The organism is Streptomyces sp. NPDC050211, from assembly GCF_040656035.1.
In the GTDB taxonomy this organism is placed as follows: Bacteria; Actinomycetota; Actinomycetes; order Streptomycetales; family Streptomycetaceae; genus Streptomyces.
In genome coordinates this window covers 38,352-55,168 of sequence record NZ_JBFALC010000016.1, presented here as the reverse complement: position 1 = coordinate 55,168, position 16,817 = coordinate 38,352, and the positions used below count along the sequence as shown (strand labels likewise).

General features: G+C 70.0%; 17 protein-coding genes and 1 pseudogene. 14 read left to right on the top strand and 4 right to left on the bottom strand.

The genetic code is table 11. The features are described 5' to 3' along the window. Positions 1-21: 21 nt before the first annotated feature. Entirely contained in the window at positions 22-1,755 is a 1,734-nt protein-coding gene (locus AB0I98_RS18775; protein WP_362942736.1) for a serine/threonine-protein kinase, read from the bottom strand. 247 nt (positions 1,756-2,002) lie between these two features. Between AB0I98_RS18775 and AB0I98_RS18770 the strand changes: the two genes are divergently transcribed. After that, entirely contained in the window at positions 2,003-2,239 is a 237-nt protein-coding gene (locus tag AB0I98_RS18770) for a hypothetical protein (RefSeq protein ID WP_362942733.1), read from the top strand. Between the two features lie 11 nt (positions 2,240-2,250). Here AB0I98_RS18770 and AB0I98_RS18765 read toward each other — a convergent pair whose 3' ends face one another. Next, positions 2,251-2,466 (bottom strand): hypothetical protein, encoded by a 216-nt coding sequence (locus AB0I98_RS18765; RefSeq protein ID WP_362942730.1) that lies wholly within the window; start codon positions 2,464-2,466, stop codon positions 2,251-2,253. Positions 2,467-3,589: 1,123 nt separating this feature from the next. Here AB0I98_RS18765 and AB0I98_RS18760 point away from each other — a divergent pair. Then, positions 3,590-4,159 carry a TetR/AcrR family transcriptional regulator gene (locus tag AB0I98_RS18760; protein WP_362942727.1) on the top strand — a complete coding sequence of 190 codons (570 nt, stop codon included), beginning with the start codon at positions 3,590-3,592 and terminating at the stop codon, positions 4,157-4,159. Between the two features lie 203 nt (positions 4,160-4,362). Here the strand turns inward: AB0I98_RS18760 and AB0I98_RS18755 are convergent, their stop codons facing one another. Then, the gene (locus AB0I98_RS18755; RefSeq protein ID WP_362942723.1) at positions 4,363-4,566 is read right to left on the bottom strand and encodes a hypothetical protein; all 204 of its coding nucleotides are present in this window, start codon (positions 4,564-4,566) and stop codon (positions 4,363-4,365) included. Between the two features lie 67 nt (positions 4,567-4,633). On the opposite strand from AB0I98_RS18755, the gene AB0I98_RS18750 reads away from it, so the two are divergent. From AB0I98_RS18750 to AB0I98_RS18740, 3 genes are all read left to right on the top strand, one after another. Beyond that, positions 4,634-5,512 carry an alpha/beta hydrolase gene (locus AB0I98_RS18750; RefSeq protein ID WP_362942720.1) on the top strand — a complete coding sequence of 293 codons (879 nt, stop codon included), beginning with the start codon at positions 4,634-4,636 and terminating at the stop codon, positions 5,510-5,512. A 102-nt stretch (positions 5,513-5,614) separates the two neighbouring features. Further along, positions 5,615-7,291, top strand: coding sequence for a CocE/NonD family hydrolase (locus tag AB0I98_RS18745; protein WP_362942717.1), 1,677 nt, complete (start codon positions 5,615-5,617; stop codon positions 7,289-7,291). A 497-nt stretch (positions 7,292-7,788) separates the two neighbouring features. Then, positions 7,789-8,286: an enoyl-CoA hydratase/isomerase family protein gene (locus AB0I98_RS18740; RefSeq protein WP_362942714.1), complete on the top strand. Its 498-nt coding sequence runs from the start codon at positions 7,789-7,791 to the stop codon at positions 8,284-8,286. 439 nt (positions 8,287-8,725) lie between these two features. Here the strand turns inward: AB0I98_RS18740 and AB0I98_RS18735 are convergent, their stop codons facing one another. Continuing rightward, the gene (locus tag AB0I98_RS18735; protein WP_362942711.1) at positions 8,726-9,517 is read right to left on the bottom strand and encodes an IclR family transcriptional regulator; all 792 of its coding nucleotides are present in this window, start codon (positions 9,515-9,517) and stop codon (positions 8,726-8,728) included. Between the two features lie 118 nt (positions 9,518-9,635). Here AB0I98_RS18735 and AB0I98_RS18730 point away from each other — a divergent pair, with 118 nt between their 5' ends. The 9 genes and pseudogenes from AB0I98_RS18730 to AB0I98_RS18690 all read left to right on the top strand — a co-directional run bounded on the left by AB0I98_RS18730 (position 9,636) and on the right by AB0I98_RS18690 (position 16,813). After that, positions 9,636-10,589, top strand: a complete 954-nt coding sequence (locus AB0I98_RS18730) for a 5-dehydro-4-deoxyglucarate dehydratase (RefSeq protein ID WP_362942708.1) — start codon at positions 9,636-9,638, stop codon at positions 10,587-10,589. Between the two features lie 17 nt (positions 10,590-10,606). Beyond that, positions 10,607-11,071, top strand: coding sequence for a hypothetical protein (locus AB0I98_RS18725; RefSeq protein ID WP_362942705.1), 465 nt, complete (start codon positions 10,607-10,609; stop codon positions 11,069-11,071). Beyond that, a complete protein-coding gene (locus tag AB0I98_RS18720) occupies positions 10,996-12,012 on the top strand; it encodes a tripartite tricarboxylate transporter substrate binding protein (protein ID WP_362942702.1) in 1,017 nt (338 codons plus the stop codon). Before AB0I98_RS18725 ends, AB0I98_RS18720 begins: the two co-directional genes overlap by 76 nt. Positions 12,013-12,015: 3 nt before the next feature. After that, entirely contained in the window at positions 12,016-12,453 is a 438-nt protein-coding gene (locus tag AB0I98_RS18715; RefSeq protein WP_362942699.1) for a tripartite tricarboxylate transporter TctB family protein, read from the top strand. Positions 12,454-12,477: 24 nt separating this feature from the next. Continuing rightward, complete coding sequence (locus tag AB0I98_RS18710) at positions 12,478-14,094, top strand: tripartite tricarboxylate transporter permease (protein ID WP_362942696.1); 1,617 nt, start codon at positions 12,478-12,480, stop codon at positions 14,092-14,094. Between the two features lie 56 nt (positions 14,095-14,150). After that, positions 14,151-14,270: pseudogene (locus AB0I98_RS18705) on the top strand (IS5/IS1182 family transposase); the annotation flags it as partial. A 26-nt stretch (positions 14,271-14,296) separates the two neighbouring features. Continuing rightward, the gene (locus AB0I98_RS18700; RefSeq protein WP_362942693.1) at positions 14,297-14,548 is read left to right on the top strand and encodes a hypothetical protein; all 252 of its coding nucleotides are present in this window, start codon (positions 14,297-14,299) and stop codon (positions 14,546-14,548) included. 217 nt (positions 14,549-14,765) lie between these two features. Next, positions 14,766-15,572 (top strand): SGNH/GDSL hydrolase family protein, encoded by an 807-nt coding sequence (locus AB0I98_RS18695; RefSeq protein WP_362942690.1) that lies wholly within the window; start codon positions 14,766-14,768, stop codon positions 15,570-15,572. 452 nt (positions 15,573-16,024) lie between these two features. Beyond that, entirely contained in the window at positions 16,025-16,813 is a 789-nt protein-coding gene (locus AB0I98_RS18690) for a DeoR/GlpR family DNA-binding transcription regulator (RefSeq protein WP_362942687.1), read from the top strand. Positions 16,814-16,817 lie beyond the last annotated feature (4 nt).

The window sequence follows — 16,817 nt, the reverse complement described above, 5'->3', positions numbered from 1 at the left end:
ATTGTGGTGTCGATCACGCGCTCAGACGGTTTCGCGCAAAGCGGCCCACGTGTCGTGCCCCACGATGCCGTCGGCGTCGAGCCCTTTGGTGTTCTGGAAGCTCTCTACGGCGGCCGTCGTCCCGGGACCGAACTCGCCGTCGACCCCCGAACTGCCCACGTCATAGCCGCGCTTGGTCAGCATGCACTGCGCCTGCAGCACCCGCTTGCCGCTGTCGCCCTCGCGCGTGCGGCCCTTGCCGGCGTAGTAGGTGCAGCCGGAGATCCAGGGTGGGGTCGCGGGCTCGGAGGGCGTGCTGGTCGTGGTGGCGAGGCCGGTCGGCTCGCCGGTCACGGTCGGCCCGGCGGCGGGAGCCGAGGAGGAGTCGTGCCGCCCGGTGCCTGGCGAGCCCGAGGCGGCAGACGCCGTGGCGGAGGCAGCACTTCTTGACCCGCCGTCGACCCTCCTGCCGGAGGCGGACGTGTACGTGGAGGACGCGGACGCCGTCGGTGCGCCGCCGCCGGGCAGGGAGCCGCCGCTTGCCGTGCCGGAGCCGGGGGAGGCGTCGGAAGTGCGCGGGCTTTGGCCATCGAGGGCCAGGATTCCCGCGGCCGTCGCACACAGCATGACGCCCGCGGCGACGACGAGCAGCGGCTTTCTGTGGCCCCGGATGCGGGTCTCGGCGGGACGTAAGCGCTCCGGCGGATCCGACGGAGCAGCGGGGGCTTCGGCTTCGGGCGTGGCGACCTGCTCCACGGGCCCGGCGGCGACGGCCACTGGTATGTCCTCGGGGGAGCGCAGGCGAGTCGTCCCGTCGCCCGGCAGACCATCGAGCGCCTCGTACGCCCGCTGCTGGGCCAGCACCCTGCCCGCGAGCGGCTCGGGCCAGTCGGCCGTCTCGGCGCGGACCGAGGCGGTGTCGATCAGATGCTGCGGGGTGGGCCGCCGCTCGGGTTCCTTGGCCAGGCAGGCGGACAGCAAGGCGGCCAGGTCCGCGTCCGCCGCCGCGACCTTGCCCAGCAGCTCTGCGTTCGGCTCCTCGAAGGCCACCCGGTGCATCACGTCGACGCCCGTGCCGTCGCCGAAGGGGGCGCTTCCGGTCGTCGCGTAGACCAGCGTCGCGCCGAGCGAGAACACGTCCGAGGGCGGCTCACACGTGCCCGTTCGCAGGTGTTCCGGCGACATGTAGGCCGGGGTGCCCACCCGGTTGCCCGTGCCGGTCAGCGCGCTCGCATCGACGGCCTTCGACAGGCCGAAGTCGATCACGTGGGCGCCGTGGACGGACAGCAGCACGTTGGACGGCTTCAGGTCCCGGTGCACGATCCCGACGGTGGCGAGGTCGGCCAGCGCCCGCCCCAGCTCGGCCACCAGCCGCCACACCGCGGCGGTCGCCAGGGCGCCGTCCTCGCGTACCGCGTCCGCCAGGTCGAGGCCCGGCAGATACTCGGTGGCCATCCACAGCAGCCGCTCCTGGAAGCCCGTGCCGCACAGGCGGGGCGTGCGCGCGGTGCGGACCAGGTCGTGCACAGACGCCTCGCGCTCGAACCGGCGCCGAAAGCCCGGGGCGTCCGCGTACTCGGGCCTGATCACCTTCACTGCGACCAGGCCCGGGCCACCGCCCGCGGGGCGGCCGAGATAGACCCGCCCCATGCCGCCGCTGCCCAGCAGCGCCAGCGGCACATAGGGGCCGATGCGGCGCGGGTCACCCGAGTGCAGGGGTGCGGCGCCGGTCTGCCGCAGCGCCGCGGCGTCGTCCGGCGCCGAGTCCGATGGCACCGGTCGGTGTTCTGACACGTGTCCCCCGAAGTGATGTTCGTCGCATGCCAGTTCGCCCATGAGGGAAAGACGAGGCTAACGCAGCAGCGCCCTGCAGACAGCGGTTTCGATCAGTATTGCGGTGGCCGCATCGACCTGGACACCGGCGAGTGCCGGCCCGCCCTTGCGGACACGGATGAGTCATGGGACGAGGACGAACCGGAGGGCACCGAGCAGTGGCTCCATGTCCCGTGCGAGGGATCACGTGATGCCTACCGCGACATGGAGGACTTCATCACCGCCCCTCGACGACCGGGACCTCGCCCGCTACCTCGGCATCGCGATCCAGGGCCCAGGAGCGTTCCGCCGCTTCAAGGTCATGCTGGCCACCTCACCGGCGCAGTTGCAGCGGTACTGGTTGTTCGGCGCGGAACGGCAGTACGGCCGGGCCCGAGCCTGGCTCGCCGATCAGGGCTACCGGCCGGCGCTGCCGACCGGCCACTGACCCGGGCGCGCTTACGGTCCCCAGTGCCGGTAGGCCTCGATCAACTCGGCCCCCTCGGGTGCCGGATCCGGCAACGGAAGGTCGAGAATGCCGATGGCCTGCCGGTGCCAGCCTCGCGTACAGACCGCCACGATCTGGCTGCCGGGCAGCAGGTCCACCTTTTTCACGGTGACCTCGACCCCGAGAACGACCGTCTTGAACGGGACGGCCAGATGCTCTGCGGGCATCGTGTAGAGGCCCGCGTGAGCTGCTCCTCGTCGTCGTAGGCGTCCACGGTGGCCTGCTCGACCAGTTCATCGAGTTCCGCGTCACTCAGATGTCCGTCCACCGGGAACACGGTATCGGCGGAGCCCGCGGTTCCCCTCGCTAGGTCGACCGCCGGCCGCTCCAGCCTGAGCCACGACGGTCGTCCCTCCCGCTCCAAGGGCCGGCGTGCCGCCTGATAGCGCGTACCGACTCCCCAGCGCCCACCGCGGATTGGCGCCGAGATGGCCGCCGACTGCACGGGCTGATCAGGCGCGGGTTCTCCGCTCGCGGTGCCTACCGAAGGCTGCCGGGCCCCATGGCCCTTGAGCAGGAGCCGAGCCATGTTGTGAGTGCTACGCCCCGCAGGCCTCGTCACCTGCATGCTTCGGTACACCTGATAACCCATCAGTTCCTTGCGGGCGGGTGTGGGGGAGCTGTATCAGGCCCCAAGGAGGCATGTCGACCACGGACGGCTCGGAGCGCAAGGGCCTTTCCCCTCTGCTGACTTGCCTGCTCTCGGCTGAGGCGTGACGATGGAAGCGTCGGAGTTCGAAGTGGCTTCCTCGATCAGTGGAAGACGGTTCGGGAAGCGACGAGGCTGCCCGGCCGGGGGCTTGAAAATACAGACTCCTTTACTCGGCCGAGTACGCTGGACACTGACCTCGAAGAACGACCCGTCGCACGCCGCTCAGGGGCTCCGCAACTGGGGGTCAAGGGGGCGCAGGTTCAAATCCTGTCGTCCCGACGGTGCGAAGGGTCTTCGCAGGCGAGAGCCTGTGGGGGCCCATTTCGTATGGGTCGTTTCCGATCTTCGAGGTTGAGCACGCCGCTCTGCGAGGTCCGGCACGGGTAGGTCGGCCACGACCCTTCGCGCGCGTCCTCCCAGAGTTCAAAACCGCTGCGGCAGAGAGCCTCTATGATGGCGCCCAGTGGGCGCGGGCCTGGCCAGGGGCTGGGTGAGGATGACCGTCGGCCTCATCGCGGCCGCACTCTCCGGCTTCGGGGGTGACGGGCGGCCGCCAGGGGCTGCGCCGCGTCCCCGCCCGGTAAAGCGCCGTAAACCGATCGGTTTTCATTTTGTCCGCATCGAGTTAACCTCGCGGTATGACCACCGTAGTGAAGTCAAGCGCCAGAGAGCGGCTGCTGGAGGCGGCGGCCACGCTCTCCTACCGAGACGGTGTCGGCATCGGCGTCGAGGCGCTGTGCAAGGCGGCGGGGGTGTCGAAGCGTTCCCTGTACCAGCTGTTCGAGAGCAAGGACGAACTGCTGGTGGCGAGCCTGGGGGAACGCGCCTCTGCCTTCGCGGCCGGGCTCCTGCCGGCGGCGGACGACGGCCGTTCTCCCCGCGAGCGGATCCTGCACGTCTTCGACCAGCTGGAGGAGCAGGCGGGTGCGCCCGACTTCCAAGGCTGTCGGTACCTGGCTGCTCAGATCGAGTTGAAGGATCAGAGTCACCCTGCAAGTCAGGTGGCCCACCGGGTCAAAGAGAATCTGACAGCCTTCTTCCGTTCCGAGGCCGAACGGGGCGGGGCAAGCCATCCCGACCTGCTGGCCCGGCAGCTCAGCCTTGTCTTCGACGGCGCCAGTGCCCGCGCGGGGATCGGAGCCGACAAGCTGACCGGGCTCGTCACGCCCACGGTGATCACCTTGCTCGATGCGGTGGGCATGCGCTGACGCATCCCCGTCCGAGCAGGCGCTGTGACCGTGCGCTCCCCGGGCTGATGGCTCCCCGCCCCTGATTCCCCGCAATCGGAGGGGAGCCCGGTGGCCGTAGGGGTGTTGACGGGCGTGCCTCGCGCCAGGAACCGTCGTCTCGTCGAGATCAGCGCCCAACGGCAGGTACGCGGTTTCCTGGGGCCTCATCCAGTCGGCCCGGACTACTTGGCCGCATCGCCCTTGGCCTCGGCGGCCGGCGACGCGAAATCGGCGACCGCCGTGCGGATGGCACTCTCGCGTCTGTCCTGTGCGCTGACCCTGTTACTGCGGATGGCAACCTCAGTCTTGCGCTTGGAAACCGATCGGTTTACGATGATGGAAACCGGTCGGTTTCTCAATGAATCCAAGGGCTGGTCCGTGGTCACGCCGCCTTCGGGCGGGCCCTATCCGATCGCCCGTCCGCAGCAGTTCACACAAAGGGAAACTGACGAGATGCCCAGCCCAGAGACACATCCCACGATTCACATCCCGGGGACCACCAGCCACACCATCGCCCCGCGGACAGGACGCCACAGCCGTGAGGGAACGCTGCGTTACCTCAAGGCGGGGACCGGCGCCCCGCTGGTCCTTCTGCACACCGTGCGCACCCAGGCCGAGCACTTCCGCCACCTCATCCCGCTGATCGCGGACCGGTACACCGTGTACGCCCTCGACCTGCCGGGGATGGGCTACTCCGAGATCGTGCCCGGTGCGTCGTACGACGAGCCGGCCATGCGCGCGGGCGTCGAGCGGCTTCTCACCGAACTCGACCTCCACGACGTGACCCTGGTCGGGGAGTCCATGGGGGCGGTGCTCGCCCTGACCACCGCGGCCGATCTGCCCGAGTGGGTCCGGCGCGTCGTCGCGGTGAACACGTACGACTTCCGCGGCGGTATCGCCCGGTCCAGCCTTCTCGCCCGTGTGGTGGTCAGCGGTGTCCTCACTCCGGGGGTGGGCACGGTGGTCGCCGGGGTGGAGCCCAAGGTCGTCTTCCGCAGGATCCTGCAGGGCGGGCTGGTCGACAAGACCGCGCTGCGGGCGGACTACCTCGACGAACTCCTCCAGGTGGGCCGCCGCCCCGGCTACTCGACGGTCGCCCGGGCCGTGTACCAGAGCCTGCCCAGCCTCATCGCCGCCCGCTCGCGCTACCGAGAGGTCAAGGCGCCCGTCCACCTCGTCTACGGGGAGAAGGACTGGTCCCGGCCCTCGGACCGGCAAGCCAACAAGCAACTGCTGCCGGCCGCCGACTTCACCCAGGTCCCCAACGCAGGCCACTTCATCGCCCTGGAACGGCCCGACCTGCTGGCCGACCTGCTGAACGCGGTGGCGTGACCGCCCCGAGAGCGCCGTGGACACCCTCGTTCGGGGGTAGTGCGCGAGAGGGCCGGGTTCGACTATGTCACGTGAGAGTGTCGTGGTGCGAAGGAGCAGTACATGGCGGAGATCCAGGTCGAGTTCGATGTTCCGGCTCAGATGCGCGACGGCACGGTGCTGCGCGCCGATGTCTACCGGCCCGGGGGTACGGGGCCGTGGCCCGTGCTGTTGAGCCGGCTGCCGTACGGCAAGCAGACGCCCATGATGGGTGTCGTGCTCGATCCGCTGGCGGCGGCTCGGCGGGGCTTCATGGTGGTCGTCCAGGACACGCGTGGCCGGTTCGCTTCGGAGGGGGAGTGGGAGCCGTGGACGTATGAGGAGAGCGACGGGTACGACACCGTGCGGTGGGCCGCTGCTCTGCCCGGCGCGAGCGGCTCGGTCGGCATGATCGGCGCCAGCTATTTCGGCAACACGCAGTGGATGGCGGCGTTGTCGAAGCCGCCGGAGCTGAAGGCGATCGCGCCGATGGTCACGTGGTCCGATCCGGACGACGGGCTGTGGACGCGCGGCGGTGCGATCGAGCTCGGGATCACCGCGCCCTGGACTCTCATGATGGGTGCCGACGCGCTGATGCGCCGGCACGGCACCGACCCCGCCGCGCTCGTGGGCAGTCTCGGCAGGCTTGTGCAGGATCTCGACGGCCTGGCAGACGGCGGCTACGGGGAGCTGCCCGCCGGGCAGTTCCCCGCGTTCGCCCGGCACGACCTGCCCGAGCTGGGTTACGAGCGGTCCCGGCGGGAGCCCGGCTGGGCGACGTCCTGCCGGGTCGCAGGCCGACACGACGAGGTGGACCTGCCCACCTTCCAGGTCGGCGGCTGGTACGACATCTTCGCCCAGGGCACGCTCGACAACTTCGCCGCCATGCGCAGCGCCGGCCGGTCCGCCACGCTGATCATGGGCCCGTGGAGCCACGCCAACCAGCAGCACGCGGTCGGCGACGTCAACTTCGGGTTCGCCGCGAACTCCGCCTTCATGGGCATGCGCGGACGCCTGCACGACCTGCAACTCGACTGGTACCAGCGCACGATCGGCGACGGCGAGGCTCTGGAGCCGGACACCGGCAAGGTGCTGTTGTTCGTCATGGGCATCAACCAGTGGCGCGAGGAGACGGAATGGCCCCTGTCGCGGGCCGTGGACACGGACTTCCACCTGCGCGCGGACGGACGCCTGACCCCTGAGCCGCCGCCCACCGCCGAGCAGCCCGACGAGTTCACCTACGACCCCATGAACCCGGTACCCACCACCGGCGGAGCGCTCCTGCTGTCTGACGAGTTCCGTCCCGGGCCGCTCGACCAGACGGCCGTGGAGGCGCGTGAGGACGTCCTGGTCTTCACCACCGAACCGCTCACCGAGGACGTCGAGGTGACCGGCCGCGTCCGGGCGGTGCTCTTCATCGCCACGGACGGGCCCTCGACCGACTGGGTGGCACGCCTGTGCGACGTCGACGAGACGGGTGTCTCCCGCAATGTGGCCGACGGCATCGTGCGGGTGCGCGCGTCGGTGCCGGGCGAGGCGGCCGAGCACGTCGTGGACCTGTGGTCGACCAGCATCGTCTTCCGGGCGGGGCACCGGATACGGCTCCAGGTCACCTCCAGCAACTTCCCCCGTTGGGACCGCAACCTCAACACGGGCGAACCCGAGGAGAACGCGACCACGGCCCGAGTCGCCCGGCAGCAGGTCTTCCACGACTCGGACCGGCCGTCCCGCATCATCCTGCCCGTGGTGCTTCCGGCCTGACCGCAAGCGACGGGAAAGCCGACCGATCGGTTGCTCCGGTGGGCAAGGGCGCCGAAGTAGTCATGTCGGCTCGGTCGAAGGGCGGCAGGCATCCTGCGGCGGGGGCGATGACCTCCCACGGGCGCCTGCCCCTCGGCAAACGCCGCGGTGAAGATTCCTCTGTCAGCAGACCGACCAGGTTCCGCTCGACCGGCCTGCGATGACGCGGCCGGATCCGGAGGCGGCTGCCATCCGGTCGAGTACGGCACCGAGGGCCTGGGCCAAGGGGGCACGAGTGGTCCGCCTGCTCGATCTGATGCCAGAGTTGGCCACCGAACTCCAGCTGCTGGTCAAGGCCCGCTACGCCGCCCACGATCCACTTCTTCGACGCCCTGCCCAAGACACCCAGCAGCAAGACCCAGCGCTACCTGCTGCGCAACCGCCGGCCGAACTCGCCGCCCCGGAGCCACGTTGACCGGCATGGAACCTCTGCTCGTCGAGCAACGCGGCACCGTCCGGTGGCTGCTGCTCAACCGCCCGAGCGGCGCAACGCCCTCGACATCACCCTCATCGCAGCCCTGGACAAACAGATGACCAGCGCTGAGGCCGACCCCGGCACCGCGGTCATCGCCGTGGCAGGCCGGGGACCGAGCTTCTGTGCCGGCGGGGACTTCCACCAGTTCCTGGAGCTGCACGAGCGGGGCGACAACCCGGTCGACTTCCTGGCCGACGTGTCGGCCCGCTTCAGCCGCATCGCGGCCAGCCCGAAACCATGGGGCGACGTGGTGCATGGTCGCGCTGTCGCCGGGGGCCTCGAACTGGCGCTGGCCTGCGATGTCGTCGCCGCCGACACCCACCTCATCGGCGACGGTCACCTCAACCGGCGGCTGGTACCGCCCGCGGATCAAGCGCCCGACCCGATGACCATGGTCATGACCCGCCGTCTCGGCCGTCGCCGCAGACGAACCGGCCCCGAACCGGCTCGTGTGCCCATCCCCGCGCGACGAGCCGCGTGAGCTTGCACCGCACGCCCTGGGTCTTCGCCGGAACCACCTCCACCCTCAACGAGGCAGTGATCCCACGGCAGTTCAGTGGCTGGCCGCCAGCAGCACGGCGTTCGGCCAGCCGGTCAGGGCTCGGTCTCCCGGCTCTCGCTCGCCCGGACCGCGGCATTGCTGATCGGCGAGGGCCACGCCGCGGAGGAACCCTAGGTCCGTCTGCCCCACGACGGGCCGTACGAGGACGGTGTCTTCGTCAGCGGTGACGGCAGCCCGGTGAAACGGCTCCGGTTCCCCGTCGCCCTCGAGGAGAACCCGCTGTTCTGGGAGCGGCCGTTCGAAGCGGTGGGGTCGTCCGCGCCGAGGTGGTCCACCGAAGGCTGACCCCGACCCGGCTCGCCCCGGCCGTCGCGGCGGTTCATGGGGCGACTCGTGGCTGTCCCGTCGGGCGGACGCCCTACGGCATCGTGTGGTCGATCGGCGCCATCCGCTCGATCGACAGCCGGGTGAGCCGCATGGCCTCGATGAGTTCCTCGGTCCTCGCGGGGGTGAGCCGGTCGATGGGGATCGAGCAGCTGATCGCGTCGATCGGGGGTGTGGTGAACCGGAGTGAGAATCCGTAGCAGACGACGCCGGCGAAGTTCTCCTCGTTGTCGATGGCGTATCCGCGCTCGGCGGTGGCCCGCAGGTCCTTGATCAGAGTGTCGTGTTCGGTGTGGGTGTTCGGTGTGAGGGGCTTCAGCGTGTCGGGGACATGGTCGGACAGGTCGGTGTCCAGCCGCTCGGCGAGCAGCGCCTTGCCCAGTGCCGTGCTGAAGGCCGGGAGCCGGCGGCCGACCCGGCTGAAGGGGCGGAGGTACTGGCTGGATTCGTGCGTCGCCAGATAGACGATGTCCGTGCGGTCCAGTCGCCCGTAGTGGATGGTCTCGTCGAGCTTGGCGCTCAGGTCGTTGATCAGCGGCTGGACGATGCGCAGATAAGGGTCCGCGTCCAGGTAGGTCGTCCCCGCGAGGAGGGCTCGGATGCCGACGCTGTAGAGCGTGCCGGAGGGATCGGTGCGGACCCAGCCGTGCTCCGTCAAGGTCCGCAGCAGAGCGTAGACGCTGCTGCGTGGGGCGCCGAGGGCCTCGCTGAGTTCTCGCAGCCGGGCGGGCCGGTTCTGCCGCGCGGCCAGGAGCTCGAGCAACTCGACCGTACGGGCTGCCGACTTCACGCCCCGTACGCCGCTGACCGCCTCAGGCTCACTCATCGCCACCCCTTCCGTACGCACTCGAAGAATTCTTGCACCGATGCTTGACGGTTATCAGCCATGTAGCCATGCTCTCCCACACGAGACAACTGTCTACATACGGAGACAGGTGGCGCACATGGAGACGACGCGGGATATCGAGCGTGACCGTGAGACGGCGGATCGGCTGCGCAAAGGGATGGCGCAGGGTGTCCTGTCCTTCCCGCTGACATCCTTCGACGCCGAGGGCGGCCTCGACCTCGACGGCTTCCGCACCCACCTGGCTGCGCAGCTCGCCGCCGGCCCGGGCGCCGTCTTCGTCGCCTGCGGAACCGGTGAGTTCTTCTCGCTGTCCGCCGAGGAGTACCACGCCGTCGTACGCGCCGCCGTCGAGGTCGTGGCGGGACAGGTCCCGGTGGTGGCCGGCGTCGGGTACGGCTGGTCGCTCGGGCTGCAGTTCGCCCGGCTCGCGGAGGGGGCCGGCGCGGACGCCGGGCTGCTCATGCCGCACTACCTCATCTCCGCCCCGCAGCGCGGATATGTGGACCATGTCCGCGCGGTGGCGGGCGGCTCGCCCCTTCCCCTGATCGTCTACCAGCGCGGGCAGGTCAAGCTGAGCACCGCCGCGGCCAGGGAACTGGCCACGGTCGACGGCGTCGTCGGCCTCAAGGACGGGCACGGCGACCTCGACCAGATGCAGCGGCTGCGGCTGGTGGCGCCCGGCGACTGGCTGTTCTTCAACGGCGTGGCCACCGCCGAGATGCAGGTACGGGCGTACGCGAGCATCGGCATCCCCGCTTACTCCTCGGCGGTCCACGCCTTCGCACCCGAGATCGCGGGCGCCTTCTACGCGGCGCACCGGGCCGGAGACCACCCAAGAATGGAGCACCTGCTGAGGGAGTTCTACCTGCCCCTCGTCGAACTGCGCGACCAGGGCACGGGTTATGCGGTGTCCCTGGTCAAGGCCGCGGCCCGGCTCCGCGGAGCCCCGGTCGGCCCGGTCCGCGCGCCCCTTGTGGAACCGGCCCCTGACCACCTGGGGCAACTCGAGGCCCTCCTGCACACCGGCCTGGCGCTCGCAACGGACAGGTGAGGAAGTGAGGGAACGTCGTGCTCAGCAGCGCGCCTCGCACCGCCATCAAGGTGACCGTCACCCACCTCCTCATCAGTGACCGGCCGCTGTCCAACTTCCTTGGCGCGCATCAGCCGTACACACCCGGCAGCATCGTCGAGACAGAGCCCTCCGACAGCGGCGTCGGCATCGGTGAGACCTACGGCAGCCACGACCACCCCGACGAGGAGATCGCCGCCGTCCACGCCCTGGTGCCAGCCCGCCTGCACGACCAGCCCGCCCGCACGAACGGTTCGACCGGACGCCGCAGTGCCACGACCGCGACGACGTCGCGGCCATGCGGCGCAAGCACCCTGACCGGACGCAACCACCGCTCCCGCGGTGGTGACCCCGGCTGGCCAGAACCCACGCATGAAGGAGAACAATCATGTTCCAGGCCCGACTGCGCCAGGGCCGGCACCTCGCCGGCGCGGCCGTCTGCGCCGCTGCGCTTCTCACCCTGACCTCGTGCGGAGGGGTCCAGGGCGGCGGGGGCAGCGGCGAAGACGCCGAGAACTATCCCACCAAGACCGTGGAGTGGACCGCGCCTTCCGACCCGGGCGGCAGCACCGACCTGATATCGCGCGCCGCAGCCAAGGCGATGGAGGACCCCCTGGGACAGTCCGTTGTGGTGGAGAACAAGCCCGGCGCCAACGGCGCCGTGGGCGGCAAGGAGGTCCTCGGCCGCGAGCCCGACGGCTACAGCCTGGTCATGCTCTTCCAGTCGCTCATGTCGATCGGCCCGCACACCGTCGTCGACGATGATCCCATCGAGATGTCCGACATGGACGTCATCTCCGGGCTGACCGTGGAGGACTACGTCCTCGTCGTCCCGGCGAAGTCGGACATCGAGACCCTCGACGACCTGCTCGCGAAGAAGTCGGTCAAGTACGGCACCACAGGCGCCGGCACCGGCAGCGAGCTGGCCCAGGCCCTCCTCTTCGGCGACGCTGGCGTCAAAGCCGACGGCATCCCGTTCGACGGCGGCGCGCCCACGGTGACCGCGCTGCTGGGCAGCCAGGTGGACGTCGGCGCCGTCCACGTGGCCGAGGCCGCTCCCCATCTCACGTCCGAAAAGCTGCGTCCACTGGCGGTTTTCGCCAAGGAGCGCATCGACTTCCTGCCCGACGTGCCCACCGCTGTCGAGTCCGGCCACGATGTCGTCGTGGACCAGCGCCGCTGGGTCGCCGGCCCGGCAGGACTGCCGGACAACGTCGTCTCCGAGCTGCGAGCGGCGCTGAAGAAGGCCTTCCAAGACCCGGAATACGGCAAGTTCCTGGAGAACAACTACATCGGCCGCTGGGAGGCCTCGCCGGACGCCGCCGTCAAGCAGGTCGAGACCGCCAAGAAGCGCTACGGCGAGCTCATCGACAAGTTCGGTCTCGACCTGAAGACCGAGGGCTGAGGCATGAGGACCCAGGCACGACTGGGGGCGCTGGTGCCGCTCGGCATCGGCGCCCTCGCCGCCCTGGCGGCCGTATCGATGGGCCTGGGATCGCCCGCCGACCCCGGCCCCGGGCTGTGGCCCCTGATCGTGAGCCTCACCATGGTGACGCTGTCCGCCTCGCTGCTCCTCAATCCCGGCGCGGACACCGAACAGGAACCGTTCAGCAGGCAAACCGCCGTGGTGGCCCTGGGCGCCCTGTCGCTGGTCGCGTACACCCTGCTCATCGAGCGGGTGGGCTTCGAGGTCATGACGGTGCTCCTGCTGGTGCTGTGGATGCGCGGCTTCGGCCGGGACAGCTGGCGGCTCAGCCTGGCCGTGGCCGTGGCCGCGTGTGCAGCGTCGTATCTGCTCTTCATCGTCGCGCTGGGCGTCTCGCTGCCTCGTCTCGTCGCGTTCTGATCCCTCAACACCTGTGAGAATCCGATGGACTTCCTCACTCCCGCACTGGACGGCTTCGGCGTGGTCTTCGAGCCGCAGAACCTGCTGTACTGCCTGATCGGGGTGACACTCGGCATGCTGGTCGGCGTGCTGCCCGGCCTCGGCCCGGCCGCCACCATCGCCATCCTGCTGCCGGTCACGTACACCCTCGAACCGGCCTCGGCGATCATCCTGCTCGCCGGCATCTTCTACGGCGCCCAGTACGGCGGCACGGTCACCTCGGTGCTGCTCCGCCTGCCCGGAGAGGCCTCGACGGTGGTGACCGCCATCGACGGCTACGAGATGGCCCGCACGGGCCGCGCCGGATCCGCGCTCGGCATCGCCGCGATCGCCTCCTTCATCGGCGGCACCGTAGGCATCGTCGCACTGACCGTGGCGGCCCCGCTGGTGGCGGGCTGGGCTCTGGCCTTCGGCCCGCCGGAGTACGCCGCGCTCGCGCTGCTCGGCATCCTGATGATCTCCACCCTGAGCACCGGATCCCTGCGCCGCAGCCTCCTTGCTGGCAGCATCGGGCTGCTGCTCGCCACCCTGGGTCGCGACCCGCTCCTGGGCAGCGCTCGCTACACCTTCGGCAGCGACCAACTCGCCGACGGGCTCGACTTCGTCATCCTCGCCATGGGCCTGTTCGGCATCGGGGAGATCCTGCACAGCCTCGAACGCCTCCGCCAAGGCGCCCCGCCGAAGCCCCGCGTCGGCCGGGCCCGGCCCAGCCGGGCGGAGTTCCTGCAGTCGAGGTGGGCGATCGCCCGGGGGACGGTGGTGGGCTTCTTCCTCGGCATCCTTCCCGGTGGCGGCGCCACGATGGCCTCGATGGTCGCGTACACGGTCGAGAAGCGCTCCTCCAGGACGCCCGAGCGGTTCGGCAAGGGCGCGATCGAGGGGGTCGCGGGCCCAGAAGCGGCCAACAACACCGCCGCCACCTCCTCGTTCATCCCGCTGCTCACCCTCGGCATCCCGGCCAACGCGACCATGGCCGTCATGTTCGGCGCCCTGCTGCTGGCGGGCGTGACCCCGGGCCCGCAGATGATCGACGAACATCCCGAGGTGTTCTGGGGCGTCATCGACTCCATGTACCTCGGGAACCTGTTCCTGATCATCCTCAGCATGCCGCTGATCGGGCTGTTCGTCCGCGTGCTGCGCGTCCGGGCCAGCATCCTGGCGCCGCTGACCGTGCTCATCACCATGATCGGCGTCTACACGATCCGCTCCAGCATGTTCGACATGCTCGCCGTGGTCGTGCTCGGCGTCGTCGGCTACCTGATGAAGAAGGTCGGACTGCCGCCCGGCCCGCTCGTCCTCGCCTTCGTGCTCGGCAACCTGCTGGAGACGGACTTCCGGCGCTCGATGCGGATGTTCGACGGCGACGTGACCGGCTTCCTGGGCCGCCCCGTCTCCGCCACGCTGCTCGCCTTCGTGGTCGTCTTCGCGGTCGCCGTGCCCCTCCTCAGCCTCCGCAAGAAGCGCCGACAGCCTGGACCTCCCGACACCCCCGCGCCCGTCCCCCACCCCGACACCACGACCGCCCCGGAGCGAACCCCGGACCACCCCCGCATGGCGGCCGAACCCGGCGGCCCCAGCGAGGAGCGACAGCAACCGGGCTGAGCCCGGGACCGGGCCAGGCCGCTGTAGGGCACCGGGTGGCCGTGGGCAACGAGCCGCTGGCACGCGACTACGAACACCAGCCCCGCACCTCCGAGTCGCGGGTGTACTGGGCGATGACCGCGGTGATACTGCGTCGGCTGACCGGAGCGACCGCGTCGTCCTGGCACACCGCATGAGGGGCGATCAGCTCACCCTCGGCGTGGTGCTGGCACGACTGGAGGAACGGGAGCGGGAGATCACCGCGCAGGCCGACGCGGCCAAGGAGCGGATCGCGGAGCTTTCCGCAGGCGTTGTCACCCGGGCCGTGGACGCCACCGTTGAAGGTGACCCGGTACGGGCGGTTCGGCGCGAAACGGCGGGCGATGGCGAAGCCGACCGCGTCCTCGTTGTGCATGACGTTGACGACCCGGGCGCTCAGGTGCCGGCGCAGACCGTGGTCGGTGCTCAGGTCTGAAGAGGGAATGGGCGGTGAGGTCGGCGCGGGACCAAGGCGGTGGACTGCGGCGGTGGACCGCCCTCGACGGCCTCAGCACCTGCCTGAGCGGCGTCACTTTGCAGGAAGGTGAGCCCGCAGCTATCCTCATATTCAACAATGCGACTAGGTGCCTAGTTGTTTAGCGATGGCCGTGTGCCACTTCCATCAGCAGCGTTGACGAGAGGCGGTCGGCCCCGTGTCGAGCAGTGGGTATCTGCGCTATGTCGCCCTGGGTGACAGTCACACCGAAGGGCTCGGGGACGGCGACGACGTCCGTGGTCTTCGGGGCTGGGCGGACCGGCTCGCCGAGCAGGTCGCCCGCCACAGCCGCGGCCTGCTCTACGCCAACCTCGCGGTGCGCGGCCGTAAGGCCGGTCAGGTGCGCGCCGAGCAGCTGGCTCCGGCTCTCGCAATGCGGCCCGACCTCGCCACCGTGGTGGCTGGGGTCAACGATGCGTTGCGCCCGGGCTGCGACCTCGACGAGGTGGCGGGCCATGTCGAGGCGATGTTCGCCGCCCTCACGGCGCAGGGCGCCACCGTCGCGACCCTCATGTTTCCCGATGTCGGGCGTATCACGCCGTTGGCCCGCCCGATCGGTCACCGTGTTCTCGCACTCAACGCGCGCATCCGGGAGGCCGCCGACCGCCACGGCGTGGTGGTGGCGGAGACGGCCGCGCACGCGGCGGCGGCCGATCCGCGGTTGTGGAGTGCTGACCGGCTGCACGCCGGCCCGCTGGGACACGCGCGCATCGCGGCTGCCGTGGCCCAGGCGCTCGGTCTGCCGGGCAGCGACGACAAGTGGACCCTTCCCCTTCCGGCCGAGGGGACAGACATCTCTGTCTGGAGGACCGTGGGTACCGAACTGCGCTGGGCCGGCACCTTCCTCGGCCCTTGGGTCGGCCGCCGCCTGCGTGGCCGCTCCTCTGGCGACGGCCGCCAGGCCAAGCGGCCGGCCCTGCTTCCGGTGGCCGCGTCCACCGGCGACACCTCCTCAGCCGTATGAGGCTCCCGCCCGCGACGACGCCGGCGGCTCCTCCTGCTGCACTTCTCTCTTCCTCGGACCGGAGCCGGAAATGAGTAATGCCCACCCCTTCCGCGTCCTGCGCGCGAAGCGTCTGTGGACCGTCAACGGCGTGATCGTGGGCTTCGTGGCACTGCTACTGGGTGCGTTCGTGTGACACGTGACGGCGGCGTGACAGCAGTCGTAGGACGTTGACAGGCGCGGTTGTAGCCCTGAGGGCGCCGCAGGTTGCCGCTGATCTTCCCGGAAGATGCTGTTGCCGCTCCGGGGACGGTAAACGCCTCGGCCGTCCCGATGCGCGGCACCGTCTCATCGGTTGTGCGCAGAAGTGCTGGCTACGGCCGTCTAAGCTGCGGAAACACACATCGTGTTGCAGAGAATCGGATATGGCTCGTGCTTTCACGGGCCCGCACATCACGGACAGGGGACGACGCATGGCGGCACCGCAGGAAAGATGGAGCGCCTTGCTGGACCTGCTGACGCGCGACGGACGGATCGAGGTCGAGGCCGCCGCGGAAGCACTGCGCGTCTCCACCGCCACGATCCGACGCGATCTGGATGAGCTGGCGCGCCAGCAAATGGTCACCCGTACCCATGGCGGCGCCGTGATCAACGCCATCGCGTACGACCTGCCGCTCCGCTACAAGGCTGCGCGCAACGCTCCGGAGAAGGAACGGATCGCCAACGCGGCGGCGGGCCTGGTGAAAGCGGGTGCCGTGGTGGGTTTGAACGGCGGCACCACGACCACCGCGGTCGCCCGGGCGCTGGCCATCAGACCCGAGCTGAGCGCGGAGGGCGCCGGGCCCTCGCTGACGGTCGTCACCAACGCGCTGAACATCGCCAACGAACTGGTCGTACGCCGCCATGTGAAGCTCGTCGTCACCGGGGGAGTGGCCCGCCCGGCCTCGTACGAGCTCACCGGACCGCTTGCCACCGGGATGCTCGCGCAGATCACGCTCGACCATGCCTTCATCGGCGTCGACGCGATCGACGTCCGGCACGGGGCGACGGCCCAGGACGAGGGCGAGGCCGGCATAAACTGGGCGTTGGCCGGACGTGCCCAACAGGTGATCGTGGTCGCGGACTCCTCCAAGCTGGGTCGGCGGGCTTTCGCGCGGATCTGCCCGGTGGAAGACGTCCACATACTGGTGACCGACAAGGCGGCGGGCCCGGAGCTGACCGAGCCGTTCGCCGCCGCTGGCGTGAAGATCATTCGGGCTTGAGCGT

Excerpts from the sequence above, each read along its gene's own strand:
- AB0I98_RS18770 (WP_362942733.1), top strand. The coding sequence starts at position 2,003 with ATGCCTACCGCGACATGGAGGACTTCATCACCGCCCCTCGACGACCGG.
- AB0I98_RS18765 (WP_362942730.1), bottom strand. The coding sequence starts at position 2,466 with ATGCCCGCAGAGCATCTGGCCGTCCCGTTCAAGACGGTCGTTCTCGGG.
- AB0I98_RS18760 (WP_362942727.1), top strand. The coding sequence starts at position 3,590 with ATGACCACCGTAGTGAAGTCAAGCGCCAGAGAGCGGCTGCTGGAGGCG.
- AB0I98_RS18750 (WP_362942720.1), top strand. The coding sequence starts at position 4,634 with ATGCCCAGCCCAGAGACACATCCCACGATTCACATCCCGGGGACCACC.
- AB0I98_RS18745 (WP_362942717.1), top strand. The coding sequence starts at position 5,615 with ATGGCGGAGATCCAGGTCGAGTTCGATGTTCCGGCTCAGATGCGCGAC.
- AB0I98_RS18735 (WP_362942711.1), bottom strand. The coding sequence starts at position 9,517 with ATGAGTGAGCCTGAGGCGGTCAGCGGCGTACGGGGCGTGAAGTCGGCA.
- AB0I98_RS18730 (WP_362942708.1), top strand. The coding sequence starts at position 9,636 with ATGGAGACGACGCGGGATATCGAGCGTGACCGTGAGACGGCGGATCGG.
- AB0I98_RS18720 (WP_362942702.1), top strand. The coding sequence starts at position 10,996 with ATGTTCCAGGCCCGACTGCGCCAGGGCCGGCACCTCGCCGGCGCGGCC.
- AB0I98_RS18715 (WP_362942699.1), top strand. The coding sequence starts at position 12,016 with ATGAGGACCCAGGCACGACTGGGGGCGCTGGTGCCGCTCGGCATCGGC.
- AB0I98_RS18710 (WP_362942696.1), top strand. The coding sequence starts at position 12,478 with ATGGACTTCCTCACTCCCGCACTGGACGGCTTCGGCGTGGTCTTCGAG.
- AB0I98_RS18690 (WP_362942687.1), top strand. The coding sequence starts at position 16,025 with ATGGCGGCACCGCAGGAAAGATGGAGCGCCTTGCTGGACCTGCTGACG.